24 protein-coding genes are annotated in these 21924 nt (G+C 61.3%); 11 read left to right on the top strand and 13 right to left on the bottom strand.

The genetic code is table 11. From position 1 onward, the window contains the following. Positions 1-715 (bottom strand): glucose-1-phosphate thymidylyltransferase RfbA (gene rfbA, locus ACVJGD_RS02015; protein WP_456632785.1); only part of this gene is annotated, 715 nt, incomplete at its 3' end. A gap of 456 nt (positions 716-1171) precedes the next feature. On the opposite strand from rfbA, the gene ACVJGD_RS02020 reads away from it, so the two are divergent. Further along, positions 1172-1432: a hypothetical protein gene (locus ACVJGD_RS02020; RefSeq protein WP_456632786.1), complete on the top strand. Its 261-nt coding sequence runs from the start codon at positions 1172-1174 to the stop codon at positions 1430-1432. 1 nt (position 1433) lies between these two features. On the opposite strand, the gene ACVJGD_RS02025 is transcribed toward ACVJGD_RS02020, so the two are convergent. After that, a complete protein-coding gene (locus tag ACVJGD_RS02025) occupies positions 1434-2558 on the bottom strand; it encodes a hypothetical protein (RefSeq protein WP_456632787.1) in 1125 nt (374 codons plus the stop codon). 798 nt (positions 2559-3356) lie between these two features. On the opposite strand from ACVJGD_RS02025, the gene ACVJGD_RS02030 reads away from it, so the two are divergent. Continuing rightward, positions 3357-3743 (top strand): hypothetical protein, encoded by a 387-nt coding sequence (locus ACVJGD_RS02030; RefSeq protein ID WP_456632788.1) that lies wholly within the window; start codon positions 3357-3359, stop codon positions 3741-3743. Positions 3744-3769: 26 nt separating this feature from the next. Here the strand turns inward: ACVJGD_RS02030 and ACVJGD_RS02035 are convergent, their stop codons facing one another. After that, a complete protein-coding gene (locus tag ACVJGD_RS02035) occupies positions 3770-5374 on the bottom strand; it encodes an acetolactate synthase large subunit (RefSeq protein ID WP_456632789.1) in 1605 nt (534 codons plus the stop codon). A 132-nt stretch (positions 5375-5506) separates the two neighbouring features. On the opposite strand from ACVJGD_RS02035, the gene ACVJGD_RS02040 reads away from it, so the two are divergent. Next, entirely contained in the window at positions 5507-5974 is a 468-nt protein-coding gene (locus tag ACVJGD_RS02040) for an Lrp/AsnC family transcriptional regulator (RefSeq protein WP_456632790.1), read from the top strand. Positions 5975-6178: 204 nt separating this feature from the next. Further along, positions 6179-6613: a hypothetical protein gene (locus tag ACVJGD_RS02045; protein ID WP_456640139.1), complete on the top strand. Its 435-nt coding sequence runs from the start codon at positions 6179-6181 to the stop codon at positions 6611-6613. 60 nt (positions 6614-6673) lie between these two features. Here the strand turns inward: ACVJGD_RS02045 and ACVJGD_RS02050 are convergent, their stop codons facing one another. Beyond that, the gene (locus ACVJGD_RS02050; protein WP_456632791.1) at positions 6674-6886 is read right to left on the bottom strand and encodes a hypothetical protein; all 213 of its coding nucleotides are present in this window, start codon (positions 6884-6886) and stop codon (positions 6674-6676) included. Between the two features lie 222 nt (positions 6887-7108). Between ACVJGD_RS02050 and ACVJGD_RS02055 the strand changes: the two genes are divergently transcribed. Next, complete coding sequence (locus ACVJGD_RS02055) at positions 7109-7417, top strand: ArsR/SmtB family transcription factor (RefSeq protein WP_456632792.1); 309 nt, start codon at positions 7109-7111, stop codon at positions 7415-7417. Further along, a complete protein-coding gene (locus tag ACVJGD_RS02060; RefSeq protein WP_456632793.1) occupies positions 7414-7809 on the top strand; it encodes a VOC family protein in 396 nt (131 codons plus the stop codon). The genes ACVJGD_RS02055 and ACVJGD_RS02060 overlap by 4 nt, the downstream gene beginning before the upstream one ends. Before the next feature lie 150 nt (positions 7810-7959). Here ACVJGD_RS02060 and ACVJGD_RS02065 read toward each other — a convergent pair whose 3' ends face one another. The 6 genes from ACVJGD_RS02065 to ACVJGD_RS02090 all read right to left on the bottom strand — a co-directional run bounded on the left by ACVJGD_RS02065 (position 7960) and on the right by ACVJGD_RS02090 (position 13968). Beyond that, positions 7960-8586 (bottom strand): DsrE family protein, encoded by a 627-nt coding sequence (locus ACVJGD_RS02065; RefSeq protein ID WP_456632794.1) that lies wholly within the window; start codon positions 8584-8586, stop codon positions 7960-7962. A gap of 25 nt (positions 8587-8611) precedes the next feature. Then, a complete protein-coding gene (locus ACVJGD_RS02070) occupies positions 8612-9241 on the bottom strand; it encodes a hypothetical protein (RefSeq protein ID WP_456632795.1) in 630 nt (209 codons plus the stop codon). Beyond that, entirely contained in the window at positions 9238-10281 is a 1044-nt protein-coding gene (locus ACVJGD_RS02075) for a TAXI family TRAP transporter solute-binding subunit (RefSeq protein WP_456632796.1), read from the bottom strand. The genes ACVJGD_RS02070 and ACVJGD_RS02075 overlap by 4 nt, the downstream gene beginning before the upstream one ends. Positions 10282-10352: 71 nt before the next feature. Further along, on the bottom strand, positions 10353-12149 hold the full coding sequence (locus ACVJGD_RS02080) for a hypothetical protein (RefSeq protein WP_456632797.1): 1797 nt from the start codon (positions 12147-12149) through the stop codon (positions 10353-10355). A gap of 350 nt (positions 12150-12499) precedes the next feature. After that, positions 12500-13129 (bottom strand): hypothetical protein, encoded by a 630-nt coding sequence (locus ACVJGD_RS02085; protein WP_456632798.1) that lies wholly within the window; start codon positions 13127-13129, stop codon positions 12500-12502. Between the two features lie 101 nt (positions 13130-13230). Then, entirely contained in the window at positions 13231-13968 is a 738-nt protein-coding gene (locus tag ACVJGD_RS02090; protein WP_456632799.1) for a metallophosphoesterase family protein, read from the bottom strand. Between the two features lie 292 nt (positions 13969-14260). On the opposite strand from ACVJGD_RS02090, the gene ACVJGD_RS02095 reads away from it, so the two are divergent. Next, a complete protein-coding gene (locus ACVJGD_RS02095; protein WP_456632800.1) occupies positions 14261-14878 on the top strand; it encodes a transglutaminase-like cysteine peptidase in 618 nt (205 codons plus the stop codon). 7 nt (positions 14879-14885) lie between these two features. Here the strand turns inward: ACVJGD_RS02095 and ACVJGD_RS02100 are convergent, their stop codons facing one another. From ACVJGD_RS02100 to ACVJGD_RS02110, 3 genes are all read right to left on the bottom strand, one after another. Next, complete coding sequence (locus tag ACVJGD_RS02100; RefSeq protein ID WP_456632801.1) at positions 14886-16160, bottom strand: hypothetical protein; 1275 nt, start codon at positions 16158-16160, stop codon at positions 14886-14888. Between the two features lie 106 nt (positions 16161-16266). Then, positions 16267-16542 carry a hypothetical protein gene (locus tag ACVJGD_RS02105; protein ID WP_456632802.1) on the bottom strand — a complete coding sequence of 92 codons (276 nt, stop codon included), beginning with the start codon at positions 16540-16542 and terminating at the stop codon, positions 16267-16269. Positions 16543-16615: 73 nt separating this feature from the next. Further along, on the bottom strand, positions 16616-17161 hold the full coding sequence (locus ACVJGD_RS02110) for a hypothetical protein (RefSeq protein ID WP_456632803.1): 546 nt from the start codon (positions 17159-17161) through the stop codon (positions 16616-16618). A 320-nt stretch (positions 17162-17481) separates the two neighbouring features. On the opposite strand from ACVJGD_RS02110, the gene ACVJGD_RS02115 reads away from it, so the two are divergent. The 4 genes from ACVJGD_RS02115 (at position 17482) to ACVJGD_RS02130 (ending at position 21635) form a co-directional block, all read left to right on the top strand. Continuing rightward, positions 17482-18681 carry a polysaccharide biosynthesis/export family protein gene (locus ACVJGD_RS02115; protein ID WP_456632804.1) on the top strand — a complete coding sequence of 400 codons (1200 nt, stop codon included), beginning with the start codon at positions 17482-17484 and terminating at the stop codon, positions 18679-18681. A 98-nt stretch (positions 18682-18779) separates the two neighbouring features. Then, complete coding sequence (locus ACVJGD_RS02120; protein ID WP_456632805.1) at positions 18780-19364, top strand: hypothetical protein; 585 nt, start codon at positions 18780-18782, stop codon at positions 19362-19364. A gap of 36 nt (positions 19365-19400) precedes the next feature. Then, positions 19401-20894 (top strand): O-antigen ligase family protein, encoded by a 1494-nt coding sequence (locus ACVJGD_RS02125; protein ID WP_456632806.1) that lies wholly within the window; start codon positions 19401-19403, stop codon positions 20892-20894. A gap of 33 nt (positions 20895-20927) precedes the next feature. Next, a complete protein-coding gene (locus ACVJGD_RS02130; RefSeq protein WP_456632807.1) occupies positions 20928-21635 on the top strand; it encodes a hypothetical protein in 708 nt (235 codons plus the stop codon). Positions 21636-21924: the final 289 nt, after the last annotated feature.

Consider the following 21924-nt stretch of genomic DNA (forward strand, 5'->3'; position numbering starts at 1 on the left):
TCTGGACGAAATAGCTGGCATCGACCAGCGAAGCATGCGTGCCGGTGTCGAGCCAGGCAAAGCCGCGGCCGAGCACCTCGACATAGAGGTCGCCGCGCGCGAGATAGGCGTTGTTGACGTCGGTGATCTCGATTTCGCCGCGCGCCGATGGCCTGACCTTGGCCGCGATGTCGACGACGTCGTTGTCGTAGAAATAGAGCCCGGTGACGGCGACGTTGGACTTCGGTTGTTTCGGCTTCTCCTCGATCGAGAGTGCACGGCCGGTATGGTCGAGCTCAATCACGCCATACTGCTCGGGCGTCTTGACGACATAGCCGAACACCGTCGCGCCCGTCTTGCGTCCCGAGGCCGCCGACAGCATCTCCGGCAGGCCGTGCCCGTAGAAGATGTTGTCGCCCAGTATCAATGCGACGGGGTCGGTGCCGATAAATTCGCGGCCAACGATGAAGGCGTCTGCGAGTCCGCGCGGTGTTTCCTGCGTGGCATAGGAGAAACGCACGCCGATCTCGCTGCCGTCGCCGAGCAGCCGCTGAAATAGCGGCTTGTCCTGCGGCGTCGAGATGATCAGGATGTCGCGGATGCCGCCCAGCATCAGCGTCGACAGCGGATAATAGATCATCGGCTTGTCGAAGACGGGCAAGAGCTGCTTTGAGACCACCGTCGTCGCCGGGTAGAGGCGCGACCCCGTCCCGCCGGCGAGGATAATGCCCTTCATGATCAATCTCGATTTAATAAAAGCGGGTTATAAATAATCCGATTTCATTATAAAAATAAAGCTGCATATAATATTAATATTTATTGCCATGATAATGTGGCTGTATTATTTTGCGGGTGCCCTCAAGACCGAGAGTCCCGCCACGCCAGACGCGGCATTGCGGGCGTTCAGGTGTGTCCCGATCGAACTTGTGATGTCGCGCCATCGACCGCTGGAGAAGCGAGCCGACCAGTGGAGCGCGGCTGCGCGTGCACACCATCGTACCAATCCGCACGAGCGAGTTCTTGGCCAGGGTGAGGTGACCGGGAAATTCGCAGCCGGACCCGGCGTGTTTGCCTGGTGATTTCGGAGTTGATATGCCACGCATGAAAGTGGCGCTGGACCAGGAACTCGAAGCGCTGACCATTAACCAGATTTCAACCGGGTCCCGGATCGGTAAGACACGTGGGTTGCGCTATGATGGCCAGGGCCAATCTCGCCGGCTTGATCACTGCTTTTGTTGTCTTGTGCGCATGCAATACCCAGGCGCACGCGATCTCCGTCGAGGTTGCGCGGGCCTGCGACGCGCTGGTGGCCAAGACGTTTCCTCCGCGCCAGATCGGCAACCCGGCCTCCGGCAGCGCCAAGGGGACGGCCAGGGATCAGCGGGAATTCTTCAATAAGTGCGTCGCGAACGGCGGCAAGATGGATGCCGAGCCGGCCAAGGACGCGAAGTAACTCAGCGCCTCGGGCAGGGCGAATAGAAGGCGCCGTTCGCAGCGTTGACGCGTTCGACGCATTGATTGGGATCCGTCACCTGTCCCGAGACGGAAAAGTCATATCCGATCCCCTTGACGACCAGGACGTATCGGCCGGGTGACAGCACCAGACTATCGTTTTCCGGCTGTATCAGCAGCATCTTGGGCTGGTCTTCGACGGGACCGATCTTGAACGGAAAGGATGCGCTGCGAATAACCCAGGAGTCGCCGCCCGGCGTCATCTTCGCCTTGCCGGTGCTGTCGACGCCCATCGTGCGCGAGACTTTGGCGACGACGCGAACTTCGACCGGACCGGCGGAATCCGGGCCCAGCTCCGGCCTGAACGTGATGAATTTGACATCTCCGCTCGGGACGCTGGTCTGGGGCGGCGTCGGAATCGCAGCCGAAATGGCGACCCGGCGATCCGGGACCTTGCCCGGCAGCACTTTCAACTCCTGCAACTGTCCGTCGCTCAAGACAAAAACGCCGAATGTGCTGGGAAGCGGAAACCTGGGCTCAGCTGTGAGGGCAGGGGGAGCGACCGGTGCGTCAGCCACCGCCTGCGGACGCTCGATCGGTGCGCCTTCGCGCGGCGCGGGAAGGGCGCTCGGTGCCGGCGGGGGCGGCGGGCGCAGAAGCGCGGTGATGCCGGGTCGCGCCGATGGCCAAGAGAAGACGGCCGCGCCAACGATCGCGAGAACGAGGAATACCGCTGCCAGCCGGATGAAGACGCCTGTTCGTCTTGATTGGTTGAAAGGGGAAGGCAGCGCAATCGCGCGCAGTGATCTTGCTGCGCGCGCCAGGAACGGTGGAGCGGGCGCGCTTGAGGGCGCGGCTTGCGGGAATTCTGGCTTGGCCGCGCCTGGGCCGGCGGGCAATGCAGACGGTACGATGTCCTGGCTTTGCTCGGCGAAGATGCGTTCAACCTCGCGGATCGCGCTTTCGAGCACCTCCATGGTCTGCCGCGAATGTCTGACGTCGCCATGTCCGAATTGTTCGAGCAGCCTGATGCGGGCCAGTTCATAGACCAGCTCGCGCATTTGCGTCGGATCAGTGGAGACTGACTGCACCCGTGCGGAGAGGATGCGAATGAACTGCGCCCTCATCGCCGAATTTTGTGAAGTGTCAGACGGGTCGCCGGAAGCAGTCATTGCAATCGATCAAACATCTTTCCCCTGCCTAGCAGCAAGAGCGCGGGCATCAAAGTCCGATGCATGATCTGTGGATGCCGCCACCCATGGCCCGCGGACCGGTGTACATATGGCGCTTGCTTTTGCCCGAAAACCTGCAACATTCTGGGAAGTCATTGTTTAGTCGGTACTTGAAATGCGGGGCGTCCTGCCAATTCTGGTTCTTTCAGCAGCTTTGATGCAGCCCGCATTGGCGCAAGGTGTCAAGGATCCACCGAACTATCCAATGTCGGCTTCTCAGCGTGCGCAGAAGGCGCAGGCCGTCCAGAGCGCGTCACGGCCTACGACGATTCGCAACGTTGCAACCGGCAGCCTGCCCGCGGGCATGGCCGTGCAGCGGGTGTATCGGGACGGCAAACTTGTCGCACTCCCGCGATATTAGCTTCGGGAACCGCAGGCGGGCTTAGGCGTTTCTCGTCGCTCAGGAGACAAGGCGATGAAGGGCGTAGTGTTGTTTGCGGCTATCCTGACTATCCCATGCGCCGCCGCAGCGCAGGGGGTCAGAGATCCGTCGACCCCAAGTTCGAACCAAGTATTCACGGTGAATCCGCCGGCGCAGCCCTCGCGTCCGACCGCGACGCCCAATGTACCGACGCAGATACCTTCTCCTCCGCTTGGGGTACGGCGTGCGATTCCTTCTCGAAGCGGCGTGCGGGGGAGCGGCAGCCGATATTAAAACGTGCACCGATCTCCCAGTCCCGCGGTGGCAGCAAGATGAGCGGATTGAAGGCGGCGGCCACCCTTGTTCTTGTGCTCGGCATTCTTGATTGCGCAAGCCTCTCCCAGGCTCAGGAAGATGCAGCGGCCAGCGCCACGGACGATGGTCCGCTGCAGCCAGAGATATCCCGCAACGCGTGGCGGCAGAGGATCGAGGACGCGAAAAGAAGGGCGAGGGAAGTCGCGCGAGAGCGGAGGGAGCACCCCGAGCTCTACATGCCGATTCCCGAAGATCCCGATCTCGTCGCCACCGAGCGCGTCCTCAGCGACGAAAGCTTGCAGACCGGCGACGTCGTCTCAACCAACAAGGGGTTGTTTGTCTTCCGCGGCCGTATCGACCAGCCGCGGCGCCAGGAAGATTTTGTCCCTTTGTCCAGCCGGTGAACCCGGCTGCAGGAAGCCGTCGATAGCTAGACAATAGCTTCGATGAGGAAAGGTCCCTTTACCTTCATCGCTGACTTGAACGCGGCGCCGAAGCTTCTGCAGGTGTCTACTCGGACGGCCTCCACGCCCATGCCTCGAGCAAGATGGACCCAGTCCAACGACGGATTGTGCAAGTCGAGCATCGAGAATGCTCTGGCGCCTTCTTCCGCCCCAACCTTCTCCAGCTCTTCGTGGAGCACGGCATAGGACTGATTGGCGTAGATGATCGTGGTCACATCGAGCCTCTCCCGCGCCTGCGTCCACAGCGCTTGCAGCGTGTACATGGCACTGCCGTCTCCTTGCAGCGAGATGACCTTCCGATCGGGACACGCGACGGCCGCCCCGGTGGCGACGGGGATGCCGTCCCCGATAGAACCTCCCGTCAGTTGCAGGTAGTCGCAGGGGGCCGCGGTGTCGAGGAGTCCGTAGTATGGGAAGCCAGCGGTCAGGCTCTCGTCGCTGATGATCGCATGATCCGGCATGAAGCGGCCGACGATGCGCATGACCGCCTCGTTCGAAAGCGCGCGCTCGTCCTCCGGCGCATCGGGGATTTGATAGCGTGCGACAACCGGAGCTGCCTTCGCGCCGAGGACCTCTGCGAGCGCTTCGAGCGCCGCCGGTCCGTCCTCGTGCGGCTGAGCCAATACAAGCGGGCTGCAGCCCGGCGGCGTCAACTCGCTCGGCAGGCCGGGGTAAGCGAAGAAGGCCACGGGCGCCTGGGTGCCGACCAGAATCAGCGTTTCGATCCCGGAGAGGAATTCGATCGCTGGCAGCGGGCGGTACGGCAACCGCTCGACGATCACGCGGCCCGCGCCGCGCTCGATGCGCGGAGCGAAGGTGTCGCAGATGAGGCGGGCGCCTGTTGCTGCGGCGATACGTCCGGCTGCCTGTAATCCTCGGCCGCGCAAGGATTCGCCGCGGAGCAGAAAGGCCGTTTTGCCTTTGCGCAGCGCGGCGACCGACTGCAGGATGGCGGCATGACTGACTGGCGCCGGACCATTCACCGGGAGTGCCGGGTAGGGGCGTTCGGCAGCGTTCCAGGCGGTGTCCGCAGGCAAGATCAGGCTCGCAATCTGACCCGGCGCCGCGCGCGCCGCTTGAACGGCGCGCGCCACATCTGCCGCGACGTCGCGCGCGTTCCGGGATGCATGGACCCAGTGTGAAACCGTCCGAGCGGTAGTTTCGACATCCGAGGTCAACGGCGCATCGAACCGCTGGTGGCTCGTCGCGTGATTGCCGATGATGTTGACGACAGGCGTACCGGCCTTTCTGGCATTGTGCAGGTTGGCGAGGCCGTTACCGAGTCCCGGGCCCAGATGCAGCAAGGTTGCCGCGGGCTTGCCGGCCATGCGGGCATACCCATCCGCAGCCCCCGTCACGACGCCCTCGAACAAACCCAGGATTGGGCGCATGCCCGGTGCGCGGTCCAGGGCACTGACGAAGTGCATTTCCGACGTGCCCGGGTTTGCGAAACACACATCCACCCCGTTGCTGACGAGGGTGTGCACAAGGCTTTCTGCGCCATTCATTGGCGCCTGCTGCGCCGGTGTCGTGGCTTTGGAGAAACCCTCCATCTGTTCGAATGCGTTCACTTGTACCTCGCATGGCCATTGGGACGTGCGGGCACATTATCTCTAACTGTTGAGTGAATCTGAGCGATCTTATGAATTGATCTGAAATATTTGAGTGCTTAACTCTACAGTCGATCAATTTGGTGGTGAATTATGCCTCAGCTTGACGGGTTCGATCGAAAAATTCTGGATGCTCTGCAGGAGAATGGCAGGATAACCACGCAGGAACTCGCCGAACGTGTGGGGTTGTCCGCAACTCCTTGCGCGCGTCGGATCAAGCGCATGGAAGACGACGGCGTGATCGATCGTTACGTCACGCTTCTCAACCCCGAGCGTTTGGGTCTTGGCCTGACCGTATTCGTCAATGTCCGCTTGAACACGCAGTCCGCGGGGGCGTTCGACGCGTTCGAAGAAGCGGTCAGGAAACTGCCCGAGGTTGTCGGTTGCTATTTGCTGGCCGGCAACTACGACTACCTTATTCAGGTTCGCGTTGCCGACGTCGAAGCTTTCAGGAGCTTCATTCGTGATCGACTCGTGACCATCGAGGGTATTGGGGAAACTCAATCGAATGTCGTTCTTGAGGAGACGAAACACACGACGGCGCTTCCACTAAATCTCTGAGCAGTTACCCCGCGCCAAGCCGGCCAGGAGTTACGGCAACGTTATAGGAAAGTGGTAGGCGTCTGGAACGCTGAGGTGAGTTGCGCAAGAAGCGAACCAAGCGAGGTGCTTGACGCCGGGCTGCACAACTCGCACATCCAGGCGAACCGTCCAACGAACGCCATCAATGCCCGCGATTTTGTACTGAAAATCGATCAGATAGTCATGGCCTCACGTCCGAGCATCCGCATCGCCCGAAAAGCCCGCTCCAAAGCCGAGGCGGATTTTGCCACGTGGCTTATGATGGCCAAGCTCGGCAGCTTCGATGACTTGCCTCCAAATGCGCAGGCGTTCCTGCTTGATTATCGAGCCAGGCTTGAGCGGATGAGCGAGGCCGAGTCGAAAGGGGTGGCAGTTCGCGAGATCTACGTCAGCTATTATCGCGAGATGGGAGGCCTTGGCGCGGCGCCAGAACTGGAAGCCCTCGCTACGTCAGTGGATAACGGCAACGTGCAGTCTCAGAGACCGCGTAAGCCTCCGCCCGCTCGGCTGGCCGCGACCTCTTCCGACAGGCCGGCCATCCGAAAGTCCATGCCGGCCCTGCTGATTTTCGCAACCATGGTGGCTCTGATCGCCGCCTACAAGTTGCTGATGAATTGAGCGGTCGACGAGGTGGTCATCAACTGTCCCACCGACGAAGGAGCCAATCCAGTCCGTTCGTCACGACAGGGATTGCCCGACGCCGGTCGGGCGGCCAAGCCGGGACACTTCGACTGGCGTGATTTCTCCATCGAGCCACTTCTGCTCTCGCGCCAGAGCCCTCCAAGCATCTTCCATGCGCTTGAAGTGAGCTTTCGCCTGTTTGTCGGTTGTCCGCTTTGCAAGCTTGGAACAGGTCACCGCGTTATCCAACAGATGCTGCGATTGCTTCATGGAAAGTCCTCCTGTGTCAGAAAAATGTAAGCGATCGACAAGGCCGTTCAACGAAACTTCCGTGACCATTTCGTCACGCTCATGAACACCTGTTCATCGTCAAATTGACGCGTCTTGGTAAGGGACGAGCAGCGTGTCGCTTTCGCTCCACTTGTGTCGACCTCAAGCGGATCGACCGACGCGCAACTTGACATGCAGTAAAATTACTGCATATTGATTTGCGTGGATGACGACCAGCTAGACAATGTCTTCAAGGCGCTCGGCGATCCGCTGCGCCGCCGCATCCTGGATCGCTTGGCGAAGCGTCCCGGGCAGTCCTTGTTTGAGATCTGCGCTTCGTCGGTTGCAGAGGATGGCACAAGCCTGTCGCGACAAACGATCTCGCAGCACCTCGACATGCTGGAGAGGGCTGGGCTGGTCCGGACGCATTGGAGCGGGCGCACCAAAATGCATACTTTCGACAATGCACCTCTGCGGAAGGCAGCCGATGCCTGGCTCAACAAGCACCTGAGAAAAGGGAGTGCGACATGAGGATCTATGTGATGAGCGTTCTCGTTGACGATCAGGCCAAAGCCTTGAGTTTCTACACGGAGAAGCTCGGGTTCATCGTCAAGCACGATATCCCACTTGGCGCTCATCGTTGGTTGACTGTTGTGTCGAAGGAGGCCCCGGAAGGAACCGAACTCCTCCTCGAGCCGAGTGAGCACCCTGCCGCCGGGCCATACAAATCATCGCTTGTGAACGATGGAATTCCTGCAGCGTCCTTCAAAGTGGACGATCTCGACGGCGAATTCGAGAGATTGCGCAACCTTGGTGTCGATTTCACAGTAGAGCCGATGGATGCAGGCACTGTCAGAATGGCTGTCTTTGATGATACATGCGGCAATCTCATTCAGCTCGTCGAGATGATCGAAGGAAGGTGAAAGCTCCGGTATCAACCGCGCTGCCTCGCACGTCCGCTACGGGGCACAACTGGCCGTCGAGGCAAGCGCTTAGCGATGGGGAATGGCGCGGACCATGGCCCGGCCACATGTTGCTCGACGGCCTTTGCCTGCATGGCCTGGAGCGGCGTCTCAGAGTTTGACGTAGCTCCAACCCTGCTCCTGCAGCTCCATGACGCGGACGACGCCGGATTTCACGATCGTCGCCTGTGGAATGAGGTTGATATCCTTGTTCTCCGCCTTACGCATGTTCTCTCGCGTATTGCCGCAGGCCCTGAAGGAGATTTCCGGGTTGCTCATCGCGAGCGTCTCGATGCGCGCCTTCACCGGAGAGGTGTCATCGCGCAGCATGTGAAGGCCAGGGCCAAAAGTGACAACTTCGATCGACACGTCTTCACCGACATCGCGGTAGTATTGCGCGACGTTGGTCGCATTGTTGAGCGCAAGATTCATCATCGCGGGTTCGTTGGAATTGACCTGCAGGAGCAATTGATGCGGCTTCCCGGCGGCGATCTCAGCCGGTTTTGTCACCAGCACCAGTTTCTGCTTGCTCGCCTGGTCCTGCTTGCTCGTCTGATCGTCCTTCTGCTTGCTCGCCTGCTTCTGCCTGCTCGGCTGCTTCTGCTTGGTTACCCGGTACTGCTTACTCGCTTGCGGCCTCACCTGATCGTCCATCTGAGCTTGCGCAGTCGGCGCAATCAGGAGCGACATCGCTAAGCTGGCAATGGCGGCTATTGCCAGATTTCCAATTCTGACCATCTTGCTTCTCCCTGTCCCATGACCATCAGTCTCCCGGTCTGGCGACGGCATGTGGCCATTTGCACGCCGCCGCCAGTTTTTCGCGCACGGTCTTCAATCCACCGAGCAGGAAATGCCCCTCCTGAGCCGCGCCGGTGCGGGTGGAAAGACGGACAGCGATGCCGCCCTCTTCGGGTAACGATTGCAGCAAGCGCACGACGTCGCCCCGGAAGGCGGCGCCGGACCCGAATGACGGCGAGGCGGCCGCAAGCTGCACCGGCGGATCCGCATTGACGCGGTAGGAGATGGCGTATTCCTCGGCACGGCGTGACACCGCCGGTCCCGCGAGCACGAGTTCGGTGCGGCCCTTGCGGCAGTGGATCGCGAGTTGCATCGCCCCGCCATCCGAGCCGCCGCGAGCAAATGTGGTGGCGGTGACGATCGGCGAGTAATCCACCGGCGAGGTGGTCTCGCTGAGCAGCCAGTTGTCGTACGGCGCCGCGCGACCAGGCGGCGCAATCTTACGTGATAGATTCTCCAGACATTCCAGCCGGGCTGGTCCCTCCATCGCAGAGCAGGCCCGAAGATTTGCCATCGGATCGTTCGTGCCTTGCGCATAGGCGCAGCCGCAAACGATCTTGAACGTGACAGCGAGGGGAAAAGCAGCGGTCTTCATTGCGGCGCCTGCGCGCTGCGCGCCTTGCGATCCAACCATTCCTGCGCGGCCTGGAATCGGGTTAGTCCGGGGACGGTCGCTGCGAGATTGATCGACTTCCATTTCGGGTCAAAGCCCGGCGCCTGCAGGCGATCGATTCGCGAGAACAGATAGTCGACAAAACGCGCGACGCGTTGATAACGGTTCGACCGCGGCGGCCAATTGAACGCGACAAGCGCTGTCGGCACCGCAATGGTCGAGACCCGCTCGCCCTGCTTGATCAGATTGGGATACTCGTTTGTCTCCAGCGTCGCGGGCAGGTAATAGTCCTCGAACTTGCTGTCGTAATGGACCGGGAGAAACTTGAATCCCGCCTCCCAGCGGCCGCGCACGAAGGCGTCGACCGGTTTCGACGTGATAAACACCACGGCCGCCATCTCACCTTTGCGCATCTGTTCCAGGGCGAGCTGATGCGGAATGAACGTCTTCTCGACCTCGATGCCAAGACGGCTGAAGATCAGCGGTCCTGAATAGGCGGCTGCGGTGCCCTGCGTGTTGAAGTTCACTTTCTTGCCGCCGAGATCCTGCAGGCTCGTAATTTCCGGTCGCACGAAAATATGCAGCTCGGACGGGAAGAGATTGAGCAGGTAGGTGATGCGGCTTCGGATCTGCGGCACTTGAATCCTGTACTCTTCGAGCGCGTCGGAATTGATGATCGCCGTATCGACGCCGCGCAGATAGAGCAGTGAGTTCAGATTCTCGGTGGCGCCCCGGGTGACGATCGGTAGCAGATGCAGGTTTGCTCCGTCATCGACGACGCGGGCCATTTCCGCGGCCAGTCGTATCGGCGCTCCCTCCAGCAAGCCGCCGGCGAGTCCGACGGTCCAGGCGTTCATCCGGTCTTTTTCGGCTTCCTGCGGGAAGGGCCGTCGAACCACTTGCGCATTGCCCTTGGAGGGTTGTGCGGTCTGTGCGTCCAGGTCAGCCGGCTGGAGCATCATGGCGACCGGTACCAGCGCGGCAAGCAGGAGCAACGAGCGTGGTCTTCGCAGCGTGTTCATGTCAGCCCCCTCTTTATCACCAAGTGCAGCATCAGGCGTCGCCGTGTGTGAACGCAAACAACCTCATCGTCTCACCGCGGCAACGCGTCGAGCCGGTCCTTGGCCGCGCGAATGCCGCCACGGTGTGCCTTCGCGTAGAGCTCTCGCGCCTTACCCGCGTCGCCGCGCGTTCCGAAGGTGCCCCAGGCGGACAAAATGACGGGATCATATGTCTCCGCGAGCATGAAACTTGCCCGCGCATCGTCGTTCTCGGCGGCACGCTCGAGCACGATCCGCGCCGCGCCGATATTGCCCTGGCCGAGCAGCGCGCTGGCGCGCGCGATCAATCGCGCCGCCTCTGCCTTGTCCTGGTCTGCGGCCGTTGGCGGCTCCGATACGGCCGCTGCCACGGTCTGTGTCGCCGGCACAATCGGGCCTTCAATCGTGCGCCCTGTGGTCACGCGCTCATCGATGGGGCGCCGCGCCGATGCAAGGTCCCTTGCCATCGCTTCGGTTCTGCTCCGCTCCTGCTGCAGCGACTGCCGCAGTTCGGAGATCTCTCGCTCCGCCGCCTGTCTCTGCTGCGCGGCCGCATCGCTCGCCTTGCGCAACTCTGCGTCCCGGGCCTCGATCTCGCGGCGCGTCCCGGTCAGTTCGTTTGTGAGCGCCGCCGCGCGGGCCTGCGCCTCTTCGAGCGCGCGACGTTGTTGCTCGGAGCTTGCCGTTGCCGCGTGCGCGGTCTTGGCCTCATTCACGAGCGCAACGGCCTTTTCCCGCTCCTGCTGTAGCGACTGCCGCAGTTCCGCGATGGTGGCCTCCGTGTGCTTCTGCTCGACGGCTTCATCAACTGCCTTCTGCGACTGCGCGGCCTGGGCCTCGATTTCGCTGCGTGCTCCGGCAAGTTCACTCGCGAGTGCCGCGGCACGCATCTTTGCCTCGTCGAGCGCGCGGCGCTGTTGCTCGGCACTGGCTGTCATTGCCTGGCGCGCCGCGCCGACCTCCTGGGCGAGGGCGGCGGTCTTTTCCCGCTCCTGCTGCAGCGACTGCCGCAGTTCCGCGATCTCTCGCTCCGTCGTCTGTCTCCGTTGCGCGGCCGCGTCGTCCGCCTCGCGCGACTGGACGTCCCGGGTCTCGATCTCGCGCCGCGTTCCGGTAAGCTCATTCGCGAGCGCCGCGGCGTGGGCCTGTTCCTGTTGAAGGGACTGCCGCAGCTCCTCCGCTGCAATTTCGGCTGCCTCCCAGCGCTGTATCGCGTCGTCCTGGAACTTGTTCGACAGTCCCAGCATCGTCTCCAGGTCGCCGCGGACTTTTGCGAGTTCGGCCGTCAGTGCGGCGGATCTTTCGCGTTCTTGGTGAAGCGAGTGCTGCAGTTCCGCGGACGTGGCCGCCGGCGGCTCGCCCGCCAGCGCGTCCCTGTGAGAAGTCTCTTCTTCGAGCGCTTGGCGACGCTGCACCGTGCCCGCCAACAACACCTGTCGCGAAGCGTCGGTGTCCTGCATGAGGATTGCTGTGGTCTTGCGCTGAACAAGCGCTTGCCACCCGGCGACCTCAGGCTTCAGGTTGAGCCCGACGGCGCGCCCGGCTTCGCTCGTTTCCGAAGCCTCGTGTTCACCGAATTGGTCGAACACACCGATCAGCGCGGCCGCAACGAGGATTACAGCGATCAAGGACACCATTAACTTTCGGCGCGGACTCGATTGCTCGTCTTCTTGAAACACATCCTCGGTTATCGGATACCAATGCGTCGGCGCGATATTGATTGGATACCCATTTTTCCAAACCCATTTGCCCGCCTGAGACGACCAGTGAGCGATATCAAAGGCGCCGGCCGCATCCTCGACCCAGATATCTTTTCCGTCCCTCGGTGCAGTATCAATTGGCTGGCGCATGTATGACGCCTTCGCGTGTCTTCGTATTCAATCAGACCACGTGCAATCGGAATGGCGCCGCGGCAATTCGGGAGGTCGCGGTGCGCATATGTCGCAAGAAAAATATAAACATCATTTAAATATAAATTAAAGTCAAATTAAATCATTTATATCGTGGTGCAGGGCGTTGAGTCGTCCTCAGAAGAGCACAGGCACCGCCTGCAGTAACGATAGGCCGGAGTTCCCAAGGGGCAGATATGCCCGGGGGCCGTCTCAGTTCCCAGAACGCCCGTCACTCTCGGATCGCGCAAATGGTTGCTGCAAGCGCCCGACAGCCGACATCTCAGCGTTAGTGAGTACGCGCCCAAGGACTAGTAACGCCGCAGCAGATTGCCGAACATCGGGTCCTGGGCCTGCGCGGATTCCATCAGCAGGGTTTTGCCGGCCGCAGTCGCCTGCACATAGGCTGCGATGAGCGGAGCTTCGAAGCGGGATCGGTTCGAGAGCACGGAGCGAATATCCGACAAGGCGAGCAGGCGGATTTCTTCATCCGCGGCGGCCGAAGTCGATGTGACGGCCTGAAGCCTCATGAATGCTACGTCGGATGACACCGGCCCCGTCAGATACGAGGCCTTCAGGGCGGGAAGGACTGGACCGTTGGTCCGGGCCTTCAACGTTGCGAGGGTCAACCAAAGCACTGGCCTTATCGGCGAAACTCTCAGTGCGGCCACGACGGCGTCCTGAGCGACCTGATTGTCCTCCGCCCGGGTGGAAGGATCGAGGGCGGGCTGATTCAGAACCTGCGCGGTCTTCGCGACGGCATGATCAGCGAGAAAATCCCCATCGTAGGGAAACAGTGCGGCGAGGAGGGTCGAGGCAAAACCTGTCGTCCCGGCCTCCGGCTGAAATCGGCCTGTGAACAAGTCATCTGCACGAAGCCTGGACCGGCTCAGGTCCGCGAACAGGCTGAAGCCGGCATAGGCGATCAATACCACCGCCATGCACGTCCCCGTCGCGCGGAGCCAGGTCATTTGATTCATCGGCTGAATGTGTGGATGAGCACCGTCTGTTGGGCGGTGCCGGATAAAGCCCAATTGAAATTTCAAATCGCGAGCAGACTATCACCCTGTATCGTCAGCAGCGTCAAGTTGCCGGTCGCATAGGCACCGGTATCGATGTTGATGCGGTTCGGCCGAACATCCGGCGCGCTGACGGGCGTGTGTCCGTGAACGATGTATTTGCCGAATCGTTCTTCGGAGTTGAGGAATTCATCCCTGATCCAGAGCAGATCCTGCTCGTTCTGCTTGTCGAGCGAAACGCCCGGACGAACGCCGGCGTGGACGAAGAAGAAATCGCCGCAGGTGAACGATGTCGGCAACTGCTCGATGAACGCAAGATGCTCGGGCGGCAAGGCACGCTTCAATCCCTCGATGAGCTCGATCTGCTGTTCCGCGGTCGGGTTCATGGTCGGGGTCACGCCATAGGACATCAGCGTCAACAGGCCGCCGTAGTGGCGCCAATCCTGGAGCTTGGCGGGGTCCTTCAGCGCGTCGAGCAGGAAGACCTCGTGGTTCCCCTTGAGGCAGACTGTCTCGTGACTTTGGCTGCGCCGGATCAGGAGATCGAGCACGGCCCGCGATTGCGGACCGCGATCGATGTAATCGCCGAGAAAGACCTGGATGGCGCGCTCCGGCGCCGAACGCTCGAGATCAACGTCAATTACGGTTAAGAGCGATTGAAGAAGGTCGGCGCGTCCATGGACATCTCCGATCGCATAGACGCGGACGCCATCGGGCAGCCGGGGCTTGATCTTGGTGCGAAAGCGTCGGGTCAGACCCATCCTCAAGCCAACTTGCGTGCCTTAGAGCTGCGGGTCCGATTGAAGCAGAACCGAAGCTCCAGGTCCTTGTTTTGACGCGTTTTCTTCACGCGAACCGGCGTCCACTTCGTTCGAAAACGCTCTGGAGCCGATCAGTGCTGCCACGGCTCTTAGCAGAGCCCATTCCGCACTGATATTGTTAATTGTTTCCGAAAAAGTTCCGGCCGTTTTGCTTAAATGGCCGCGCAGCCAATGAGCCGTATCTCAAGAGCTCTCTTGTAGCTTGCCCGCAACAAGAACGGGGGAGCGCAAAATGCGCGGAGTTGCAAAGGTCTTGGCGGTCGCCGCCGCCATCTTCACGATCGGGCTGCAGCACGGTGCGAAGGCCGGCTTTGTCGGCACGCCAATGGCGCTTCGCGGCGCGATCCAATACATCAAGTTCGATGCGCCGACGTTGCCGCCGATGGCGTTCACGATGTTTTGCCTCAAATATGCGGAGGAGTGCAAACCGCGCCGCATGGCGTTCAGAGGCGGGCGGCTGAAGCTCACCGCCGAGCGGTGGGCCGATCTCAAGGAGGTCAACCATTCGGTGAATGCCGGGATCCGGCCCGAGGCCAATCTCGAGGGGCTTGCCGGGGAAAAGTGGCTGCTGCATCCTGCAAGCGGGGACTGCAACGACTATGCGGTGACCAAGCGCCATGAACTGATCGCAAGGGGATGGCCGGCCCGTGCCGTCCTGCTCAGCGAAGTCGTGACGAGCTGGGGCGAGCATCATCTGGTCGTCGTCGTGCGCACGTCCAGCGGCGACCTCGTCCTCGACAATCTGACGCAGAACATCATGCCCTGGTCGCGCAAGCCCTATCGCTGGGTGCGGATCCAGATGCCGAAGAATCCCAACTATTGGGCATCCTTGGGCGATCGCAACGCCTGATCCAAGCTCATCGTGCGGCTTGGCTGACGCTTTGCGAGAGGCCAAGCCCCACAATCGCCGCAAGGCAGATGATGGCCCCGGCGCGTAGCAGGCCGGGACCTGCAAACCCCTGGACAAGGCCGAAGCAAAGGCAGGCGGCAGCCGCCGCCGGGAAGAAGGAATCGCGGCCACGCCGCAGTGCGCCCGAGACCAGGCGCGTGAGGAGAGAGAGCGCGATCGCCATCGCGAGCGCCAACCCGATCCAGCCCGTTTCCACGAATATCGCGATTGCCGCGGACGGCGCGGCGAGCGGTCCCGTTGCATCGCCGGATTGATAGATCTGGCCGACGGACTGGAACGCCCCGGCGCCGGCACCGAACCAGCGCGTGTCGGCGAACAGGCGGTCGAGCACCGCGCGTGTCTCATCCGGCTGGCTCGGCAGAAGCCGCAACAGCGGCGATCCGGAGCCCTTTTCGAAGATCCAGGTCAGAACAAGGACCGCGCCAACGGCCGCGACCACGGAAATCGCGGTAGCAGCCAGCACCGAAAGGTCCAGCCTGCGGATGGCCAGGATGAGCAGAAACAACGCGATGCCGAGCGCGCAGGCAACCGCGCTGCTCGTGTTGGAGTATCCGATGACGACAGTGCCGTTGCTCAGCAGACCGGCAAGCCCCAGCACGCCGACGGCCACTGAACGGATGATAGCGTGCCGCGTTTCGGCTCGCTCTGTGGCCAATTGAATGACGGCGAGATTGAGTGCCACGCCAAGGCCACTCAAGCTGGTCGCGAAACCGGAGAGATTCGATGCGACGCTCGTTCCGTGCAGGAGGTCTGGGACGATTTTGAAAACGGCCACGAGTGTTGTCAGCCCGCTCAACGCGAACAGGATGACTTCGGCCCGGCGACGATCCCTGCTAAGGACGATCGTCACCCCGAGCAACGCGACAGATGCGAGCGCCAGAAAGAACGCGCCAAAGGTTTGGCCGAAATCGGCCGTGACGTATCCGAAGGGGATTCCCTGCAGGGCGTCATATGTGGTGGTCCAGATCGGATGGGCCAGCGACAGCCCGATCGGAATCAATTGCGCGCCGATGCAGAGCGGAATGGCTATCAACACCCAGCGCAGGTCTGTCGTCGTCCGCAGGAAGTGCTCCCGATCGGCCTTGCTCGCGCCCATCGATGCCGCCAGCAGGCACACGCCTGCAGCGGCCAATCCGAGCCCGGTGGCGAGGTCGGAACTGGAAGGCTCAAGGATGGTGGTGGAAACAAGCGCGAAGAGGAGGGCGAAATAGGCGGCGGACAATCGGACTGCTCAAAAAAATGCCTGAACCGAGTCGGCACCATAGCTCTCGTTGGCTTCTTTTCAAAGAAGCGGACGTGACCGTCGAACCCGCAAGTGCGCCGTAAGGTCAGCGTGCCGTCTTGAGCGGACGAGCCACAACGCGTGTCGCCCGCGCCGCCGCGATGGCAAAGCGCGTGAATGATCCGAACAGATATCCGCCGTGGAGGGCAAGCGTACCGATCGCAAAGCCGGTGAGGCTTTCGACCAGTGTCAAGGAAAGGATCGGGGCGATCAGGAGTGCAATTGCGCCGGTCGCAAGCGTCAGCGGCAGAAGCACCAGCACCTTGAAGCGCAACCCGAAGACGGCGCCAAAGAGAAAGCTGATTATTGCGACCTGAGCCATACGCCACACTCCTGGTTCGGAGTGTCGGCTCCAGACCTTAAAACGCGCTTAAGTCGGTCAGACAGATTGCAGCTTACTGGCCACAGCTCGCAAGCAATGTGCCGTAGGCTTCGCGGAGCCCGTTAAGAGCCACGATACCTTTGATTTCAGTGGTGTTTTCCTTGACGGTCACCGTCAGCGACGGCGTGTTCTGCCATTTGCCGCCGGCGAGGACGCCTGCTTCCTCGGGGAGCAGCACCGCAGCCCCTGCGGCGACCATGGTGGCCTCGAAATTCTGAGAGAAGCCCGCTGAGGCAAGGGTCACCTGGGGACGACTGCGCGGCGGAAATGGCCGGATCAGCGCCACCAGCACCTCGATCCTCCCCTTCGGCGCGCAGCGGATGATCAGGCCGGCAAAGTCGGGATCCGATTGCAGTGCGTCGGCCGTCTTCATGATGGCGACGAAGTTCTCATCCGCCTTGGCTCCCTGGGTTCGGATGAACTTCCAGTTCGACATATTGGCCACAGGTATCGGGGTCGCCCCGCAAACCTGCGCTGAGCCCGCGGCCGGGCAGACTGCGTTCTCATAAGTTAATTGGCTAGCCGGATCTGCGGGAACTTGTCCGAGCGCCAGCAGCAATCCCAGGGCTGGAAGCATATGAAAGGGTCGCTCCGACGCAATAATTCGCCTCTGACTTAGCAAACCCCCAGGGATCGGGAAACTCGTACGATCGATCGTCGGCCTTGCTCTCGGCGGAATGTGCCTAGCTAAAGGGCAGGTTGGCTGTCACAAATGTTGCATATTTGATCAGAAATACCGTCGAACTGCATTGATAGTTGCGCTTCAGCAACACTGACGGTTCCAAATCGCCATTAACTATCTATTCGGGGCTGGAACGTCTTGTCGCAGTGCAAATGGCACCGTACGACTTTCGCCATTGGGGAAGTTGGGGCGGATTCGTGTATTCGTTTGCGAAGAGCAAGCTTTTCAGCACGGCTATATTATTGGTTGCATTAGCTCTCGGGGGGTGTTCGACCAATCCGGGGTCTGGGCCGCTTACGGACGATGTTCTGTCCCAAACGACCCAGAATGGGCCGCAATACGAGCTCATTCCGATCAATGTGACCACCGTAAAGATTCTTCACACCCACGAGCCGAAGGGCCTCGCGGGCGCCTTCACCGATCAACGGCCGCCGGCGAGCATCGTGTTCGGTATCGGCGACGTCGTCAGCGTCACGATCTTCGAAGCCGCCGCGGGCGGTCTGTTCATCCCGGCGGAAGCAGGCGTGCGCCCGGGCAACTTCGTGACCATTCCCGACCAGTCTGTGGATAATGACGGCTTCATCACCGTGCCCTATGCCGGTCAGATCAGGGCTGCCGGCCGGACCGCCGTCGAGATTCAGCGGGCAATTATCGAGCGGATAGGCAATCGTGCGATCGAGCCGCAGGCCGTCGTTGCGATGGCGAGCCAGCGTACGCAGCTCATCAGCGTGCTCGGCGAGGTCAACACGCCGGCGCGCTATCCGGCGAGCGCCGCCGGTGCCAAAGACAAGGTGCTCGATGCGATCACCCGTGCGGGCGGCATCAAGGGCCAGGGCTTCGAGACCTGGGTGATGCTGGAGCGCAACGGCAAGCGCGCTACGGTGCCGTTCGAGAATCTCGTGATGGCGCCGGAAAACAATATCTACGTGCGTCCCGACGACAGCATCTATGTTTACCGCGAGCAGCAGAAATTCCTGGCGTTCGGCGCGAGCGGTCAGAGCGGCGAGTTCAATTTCGACGCCTGGCGCATCAATCTCGGGGAAGCGGTTGGCAAGGCGGGCGGGCTGCTCGACTCCCAGGCCGACCCGGCGGCGGTGTTCCTGTATCGTCGCGAGCCGCGCGAAGTGGCGGCTCAGCTCGGCATCGACACCAGCAAGTACACCTCGGACACGATCCCGGTCATCTTCAGCGTGAACTTCCGCGATCCCGGTGGCTTCTTCCTCGCGACCAAAGTGATGATGAAGAACCAGGACATCCTCTATGTCTCGAACTCGCGTCAGGTCGAAGTTCAGAAGTTCCTGACCTTCCTGCGGGTGGTCATGGCGACCGGCGGCGATGCGGTTAACCTCGCGAACGACTCGCTGATCTTCCGCAACAACATCAAGCTCGCGCCGTAACGTCAGCTCGACGCAAACAAAATGGCACCGTGACTTTGTCTCGGTGCCATTTTGCGTTTATGAGCGAAGTTCGTGTTGCTCACATCTGAAGGGGCCAGATGCTGTTGGTTGGGCTCGGACGGGGTAGCCTTGTTGCTGCGGCGTGCGCGCTGATCGGCGTGCTGGTGAGCGAAGGTCGGGCCCGCTCTGAAACGCTGGGCGTTCGTCACCGGATCGATGCCGTCGTCTCCGCCGAGCCCAATGCTCCCCTGATCGAGCGCCTGCGCGGCGCCAAGGGGTCGCTTTCCTTCACGGTGCGTTTGTCTGCGAACTCGCAGGAATCGCGCTATTTTGGCATGCTCTCACCGTCCTTTTCCGATATTGCCGTGCCAGAAAGTGCAAGCATGCCGTTCGTTGCGCAAACCAAGATCTGGGAGGAGGCGACCTGTCATCAGCGACGGGGTTTGCCGAAAGTCACGGTCACGGAGATCAAGGCGAATTTCGGCGACGGCAAGAACGGCGTCGAGGTGTCGTCCGTCAATCGTCACATCGGGCTCCGGGTGCCCGCCGACGAACTCACGCCGGGCATCAAGCTGGGGCAGGGCAGCGACGAGGGCGGCTCCTTCTACGCAGTGCGCGCACAAACGAGGGACAGCCGGCTGAATATCGACCTGAAGATCTATCCGATCGACTGCTTCTTCTGAGAAGCTTGAAAGAATGAGATTGGCGCGTAGAGGCCCATGCGGCTAGGCAGGTTCAATATCCATTGGTCGAGCAACCTGCTTTCCACCGGCATCCTCGTTTTTGTCGTTGCCGGCGCGCCGTTTCCGTTCGGCTCCACCAACGATCTCTCGATTGCGTTTTGGTGCCTTTGCCTTGGCCTTGCGCTGGCGCTCGCCTCGACCCGCGCGCTGCGAAGCGAGCATGCATGGATCATTGCCGGTATCGGGGTGATCATTGCGGGTTATGCGTTCGTGCTGCACGAGCAGCTTTCCGATCACCCCTGGCTTGCCCCGTTTCACCCGATCTGGAAGCAGGCCTCCGACCTGCTCGGCACGCCGATCGCGCCATCGGCTTCCATCGTCAAGAACGAGGCGTTCTTTGCGCTCGGCGCGCCGCTCGCGAACATCCTGGCGCTGCTGCTTGGCTCGATCATCGGGGCGGAGCGTGAGCGGGCGCGGCTGATCCTGTGGGTGATCGCAGCCTCGGGTGCGATTTACGCGCTCTACGGCGTCTTGTCGTTCCTGATCGAGCCCACCATGATCCTGTGGCGCGACAAGACAGCCTATCTCGGCAGCGTCACCGGGACCTTCATCAACCGCAACACTGCGGCGGCCTATTTCGGCTCCTGCGCCGTGATCTGGATGCTGGTGATCCTTGAGAAGATCCGGCGGAGGATGCCGGAGCGGCGCCTGATCTGGCGGCATCTTTCAAGGGACCTGGCCGACATCTCGCCCCGCGCGATCATCCCGCAGACGCTGGCGCTCCTGATCTGCCTGATGGCGATGTTCATGACCACCTCGCGCGCCGGCGTCGGCCTGTCGCTGCTCGCGATGATCGTCTCGTTCACCGTATTCTTGCGAAAGGATCTGCCAGCGCGGACCGGCATATGGATATCGCTCGGCTCCGGTGTCGTCGTCGCACTGGGCCTCCTGCAACTGCTCGGCGGGCGCGTCTCCAGCCGGTTTGACTCGCAGGGGCTGGTGGACGAGGGACGGGTGGAAGCGTGGAGGTCGACGTCGCGCATCATCGCCGACAATCCGTGGTTCGGGACCGGCATGGGCACATTTCAATGGGCTTTCCCGCCGTATCGCAGCCCGAACATCTCGATTCGCGGCGTCTGGGATGCCGCGCATTCGACGCCGCTCGAACTGGCCTCCGAGGTCGGGATTCCGCTGGCGCTGCTGGTTGCGGTTGGCTGGATCGTCATGTTCGTCGTTCTCGCAAGGGGTGTTTTCGGGCGGCGGCGGGACGTCATCATTCCGCTCGCGGCAGCAGCCACCGCCTGCCTTTCGCTGCTGCATTCGATGCTCGACTTCACCCTTCAAGTCCCCGGATACAGCATTCCATTCTTTGCGCTTTTTGGCGCTGGGCTAGCGCAATCGTTTCGCTCGAGCGCTGCCGGGATCAAGATCGGGGTGAAGCAGGACGGCGGGGCCGACATGACCGGGCAGGTCGAGCCTCGTCAGGATGCCGGCCGCGCCCGCGAGCTTCATAAAACTGTCGATTTTTGAAGCAGTTGGAGCTTAACGAAGTTTTTAGATTAAGTGGACATCCGGCGGCGGTTCCGTTACGTTGCGCGCTGCACAGTCTTTGATTTTATTTTCGCGCTTTGGGCGGCTGATTTCTGGGGGAATTGCATGAGCGTCAAGTTTGCGCTTCGGATCGCCGCGGTCGTGGCGATCGCGGCGACGGTATCGTCGACAGCCATTGCGGCCGTTTACGCGCCGAACCGGCAATTGCCGGCGCAAGTCATCACGGATTTCAAGGGCGCGCCCACGAGCCTCCTGCAGCAATTTCCGACGGGCGGAGCGCAGATGATCTCGCGCGTGCGGGATCTCGGTGCCTCCGATCCCTCGACGCTCCCCGGCCTCATTGCCTTGCTTAAAGACTCCGCGACCACCAAGGACCAGATGAATGCCATCGTGGCAGGCCTGGCCCAGGTGGCACGTATGGCCGCGCAGACCGATCAGGCGTTCGCCAACGAAATCCAGACCGCGATCGCAGGGACAAACAACCCGGATGTCATCGCCGCCTATCAGGCCGCGACCGGCGACGTTGCAATTGCTGCGACCGGCGGCGGTGGTGCTGGCGGCGGCGGCACAGGGTCCGGCGGATCGACCGGTACGAGCGGATTCGCGTTTGGTGGCACCAATGTGGGCGCGAACCCGTTCGGCGGTTTGCACTATGCGAATTCCGTTACGAGCTACAGCGGCTCGGTTGGTGGGGCATCGGTGAGCGTCAGCCCGCGCTGATCGCCAGATCGGATATCGCATTGATGGATTGATGAGCGGCCCTGGCGTGTCGCTCATCAAGCTCACAGGGGCCGTGATGCTCTGCGCGTGGCCTTCGCTCCGTTAAGGTTCACGCGAGTCTCATGCTACTGCGCCGCATCAATTAAGTTCATCATCACGTTGCGCCGTGCTATTCTGCCGCACAGCACTGGGTGTTAGGACCGCTATTTGACTCGCTTGCGGCCGCGGGTGACCAGACATTAAAAATCCAGATCCGATATCCATCGATACTTGAACGCTGGTTGATTTC

Source organism: Bradyrhizobium sp. USDA 10063, from assembly GCF_054063735.1.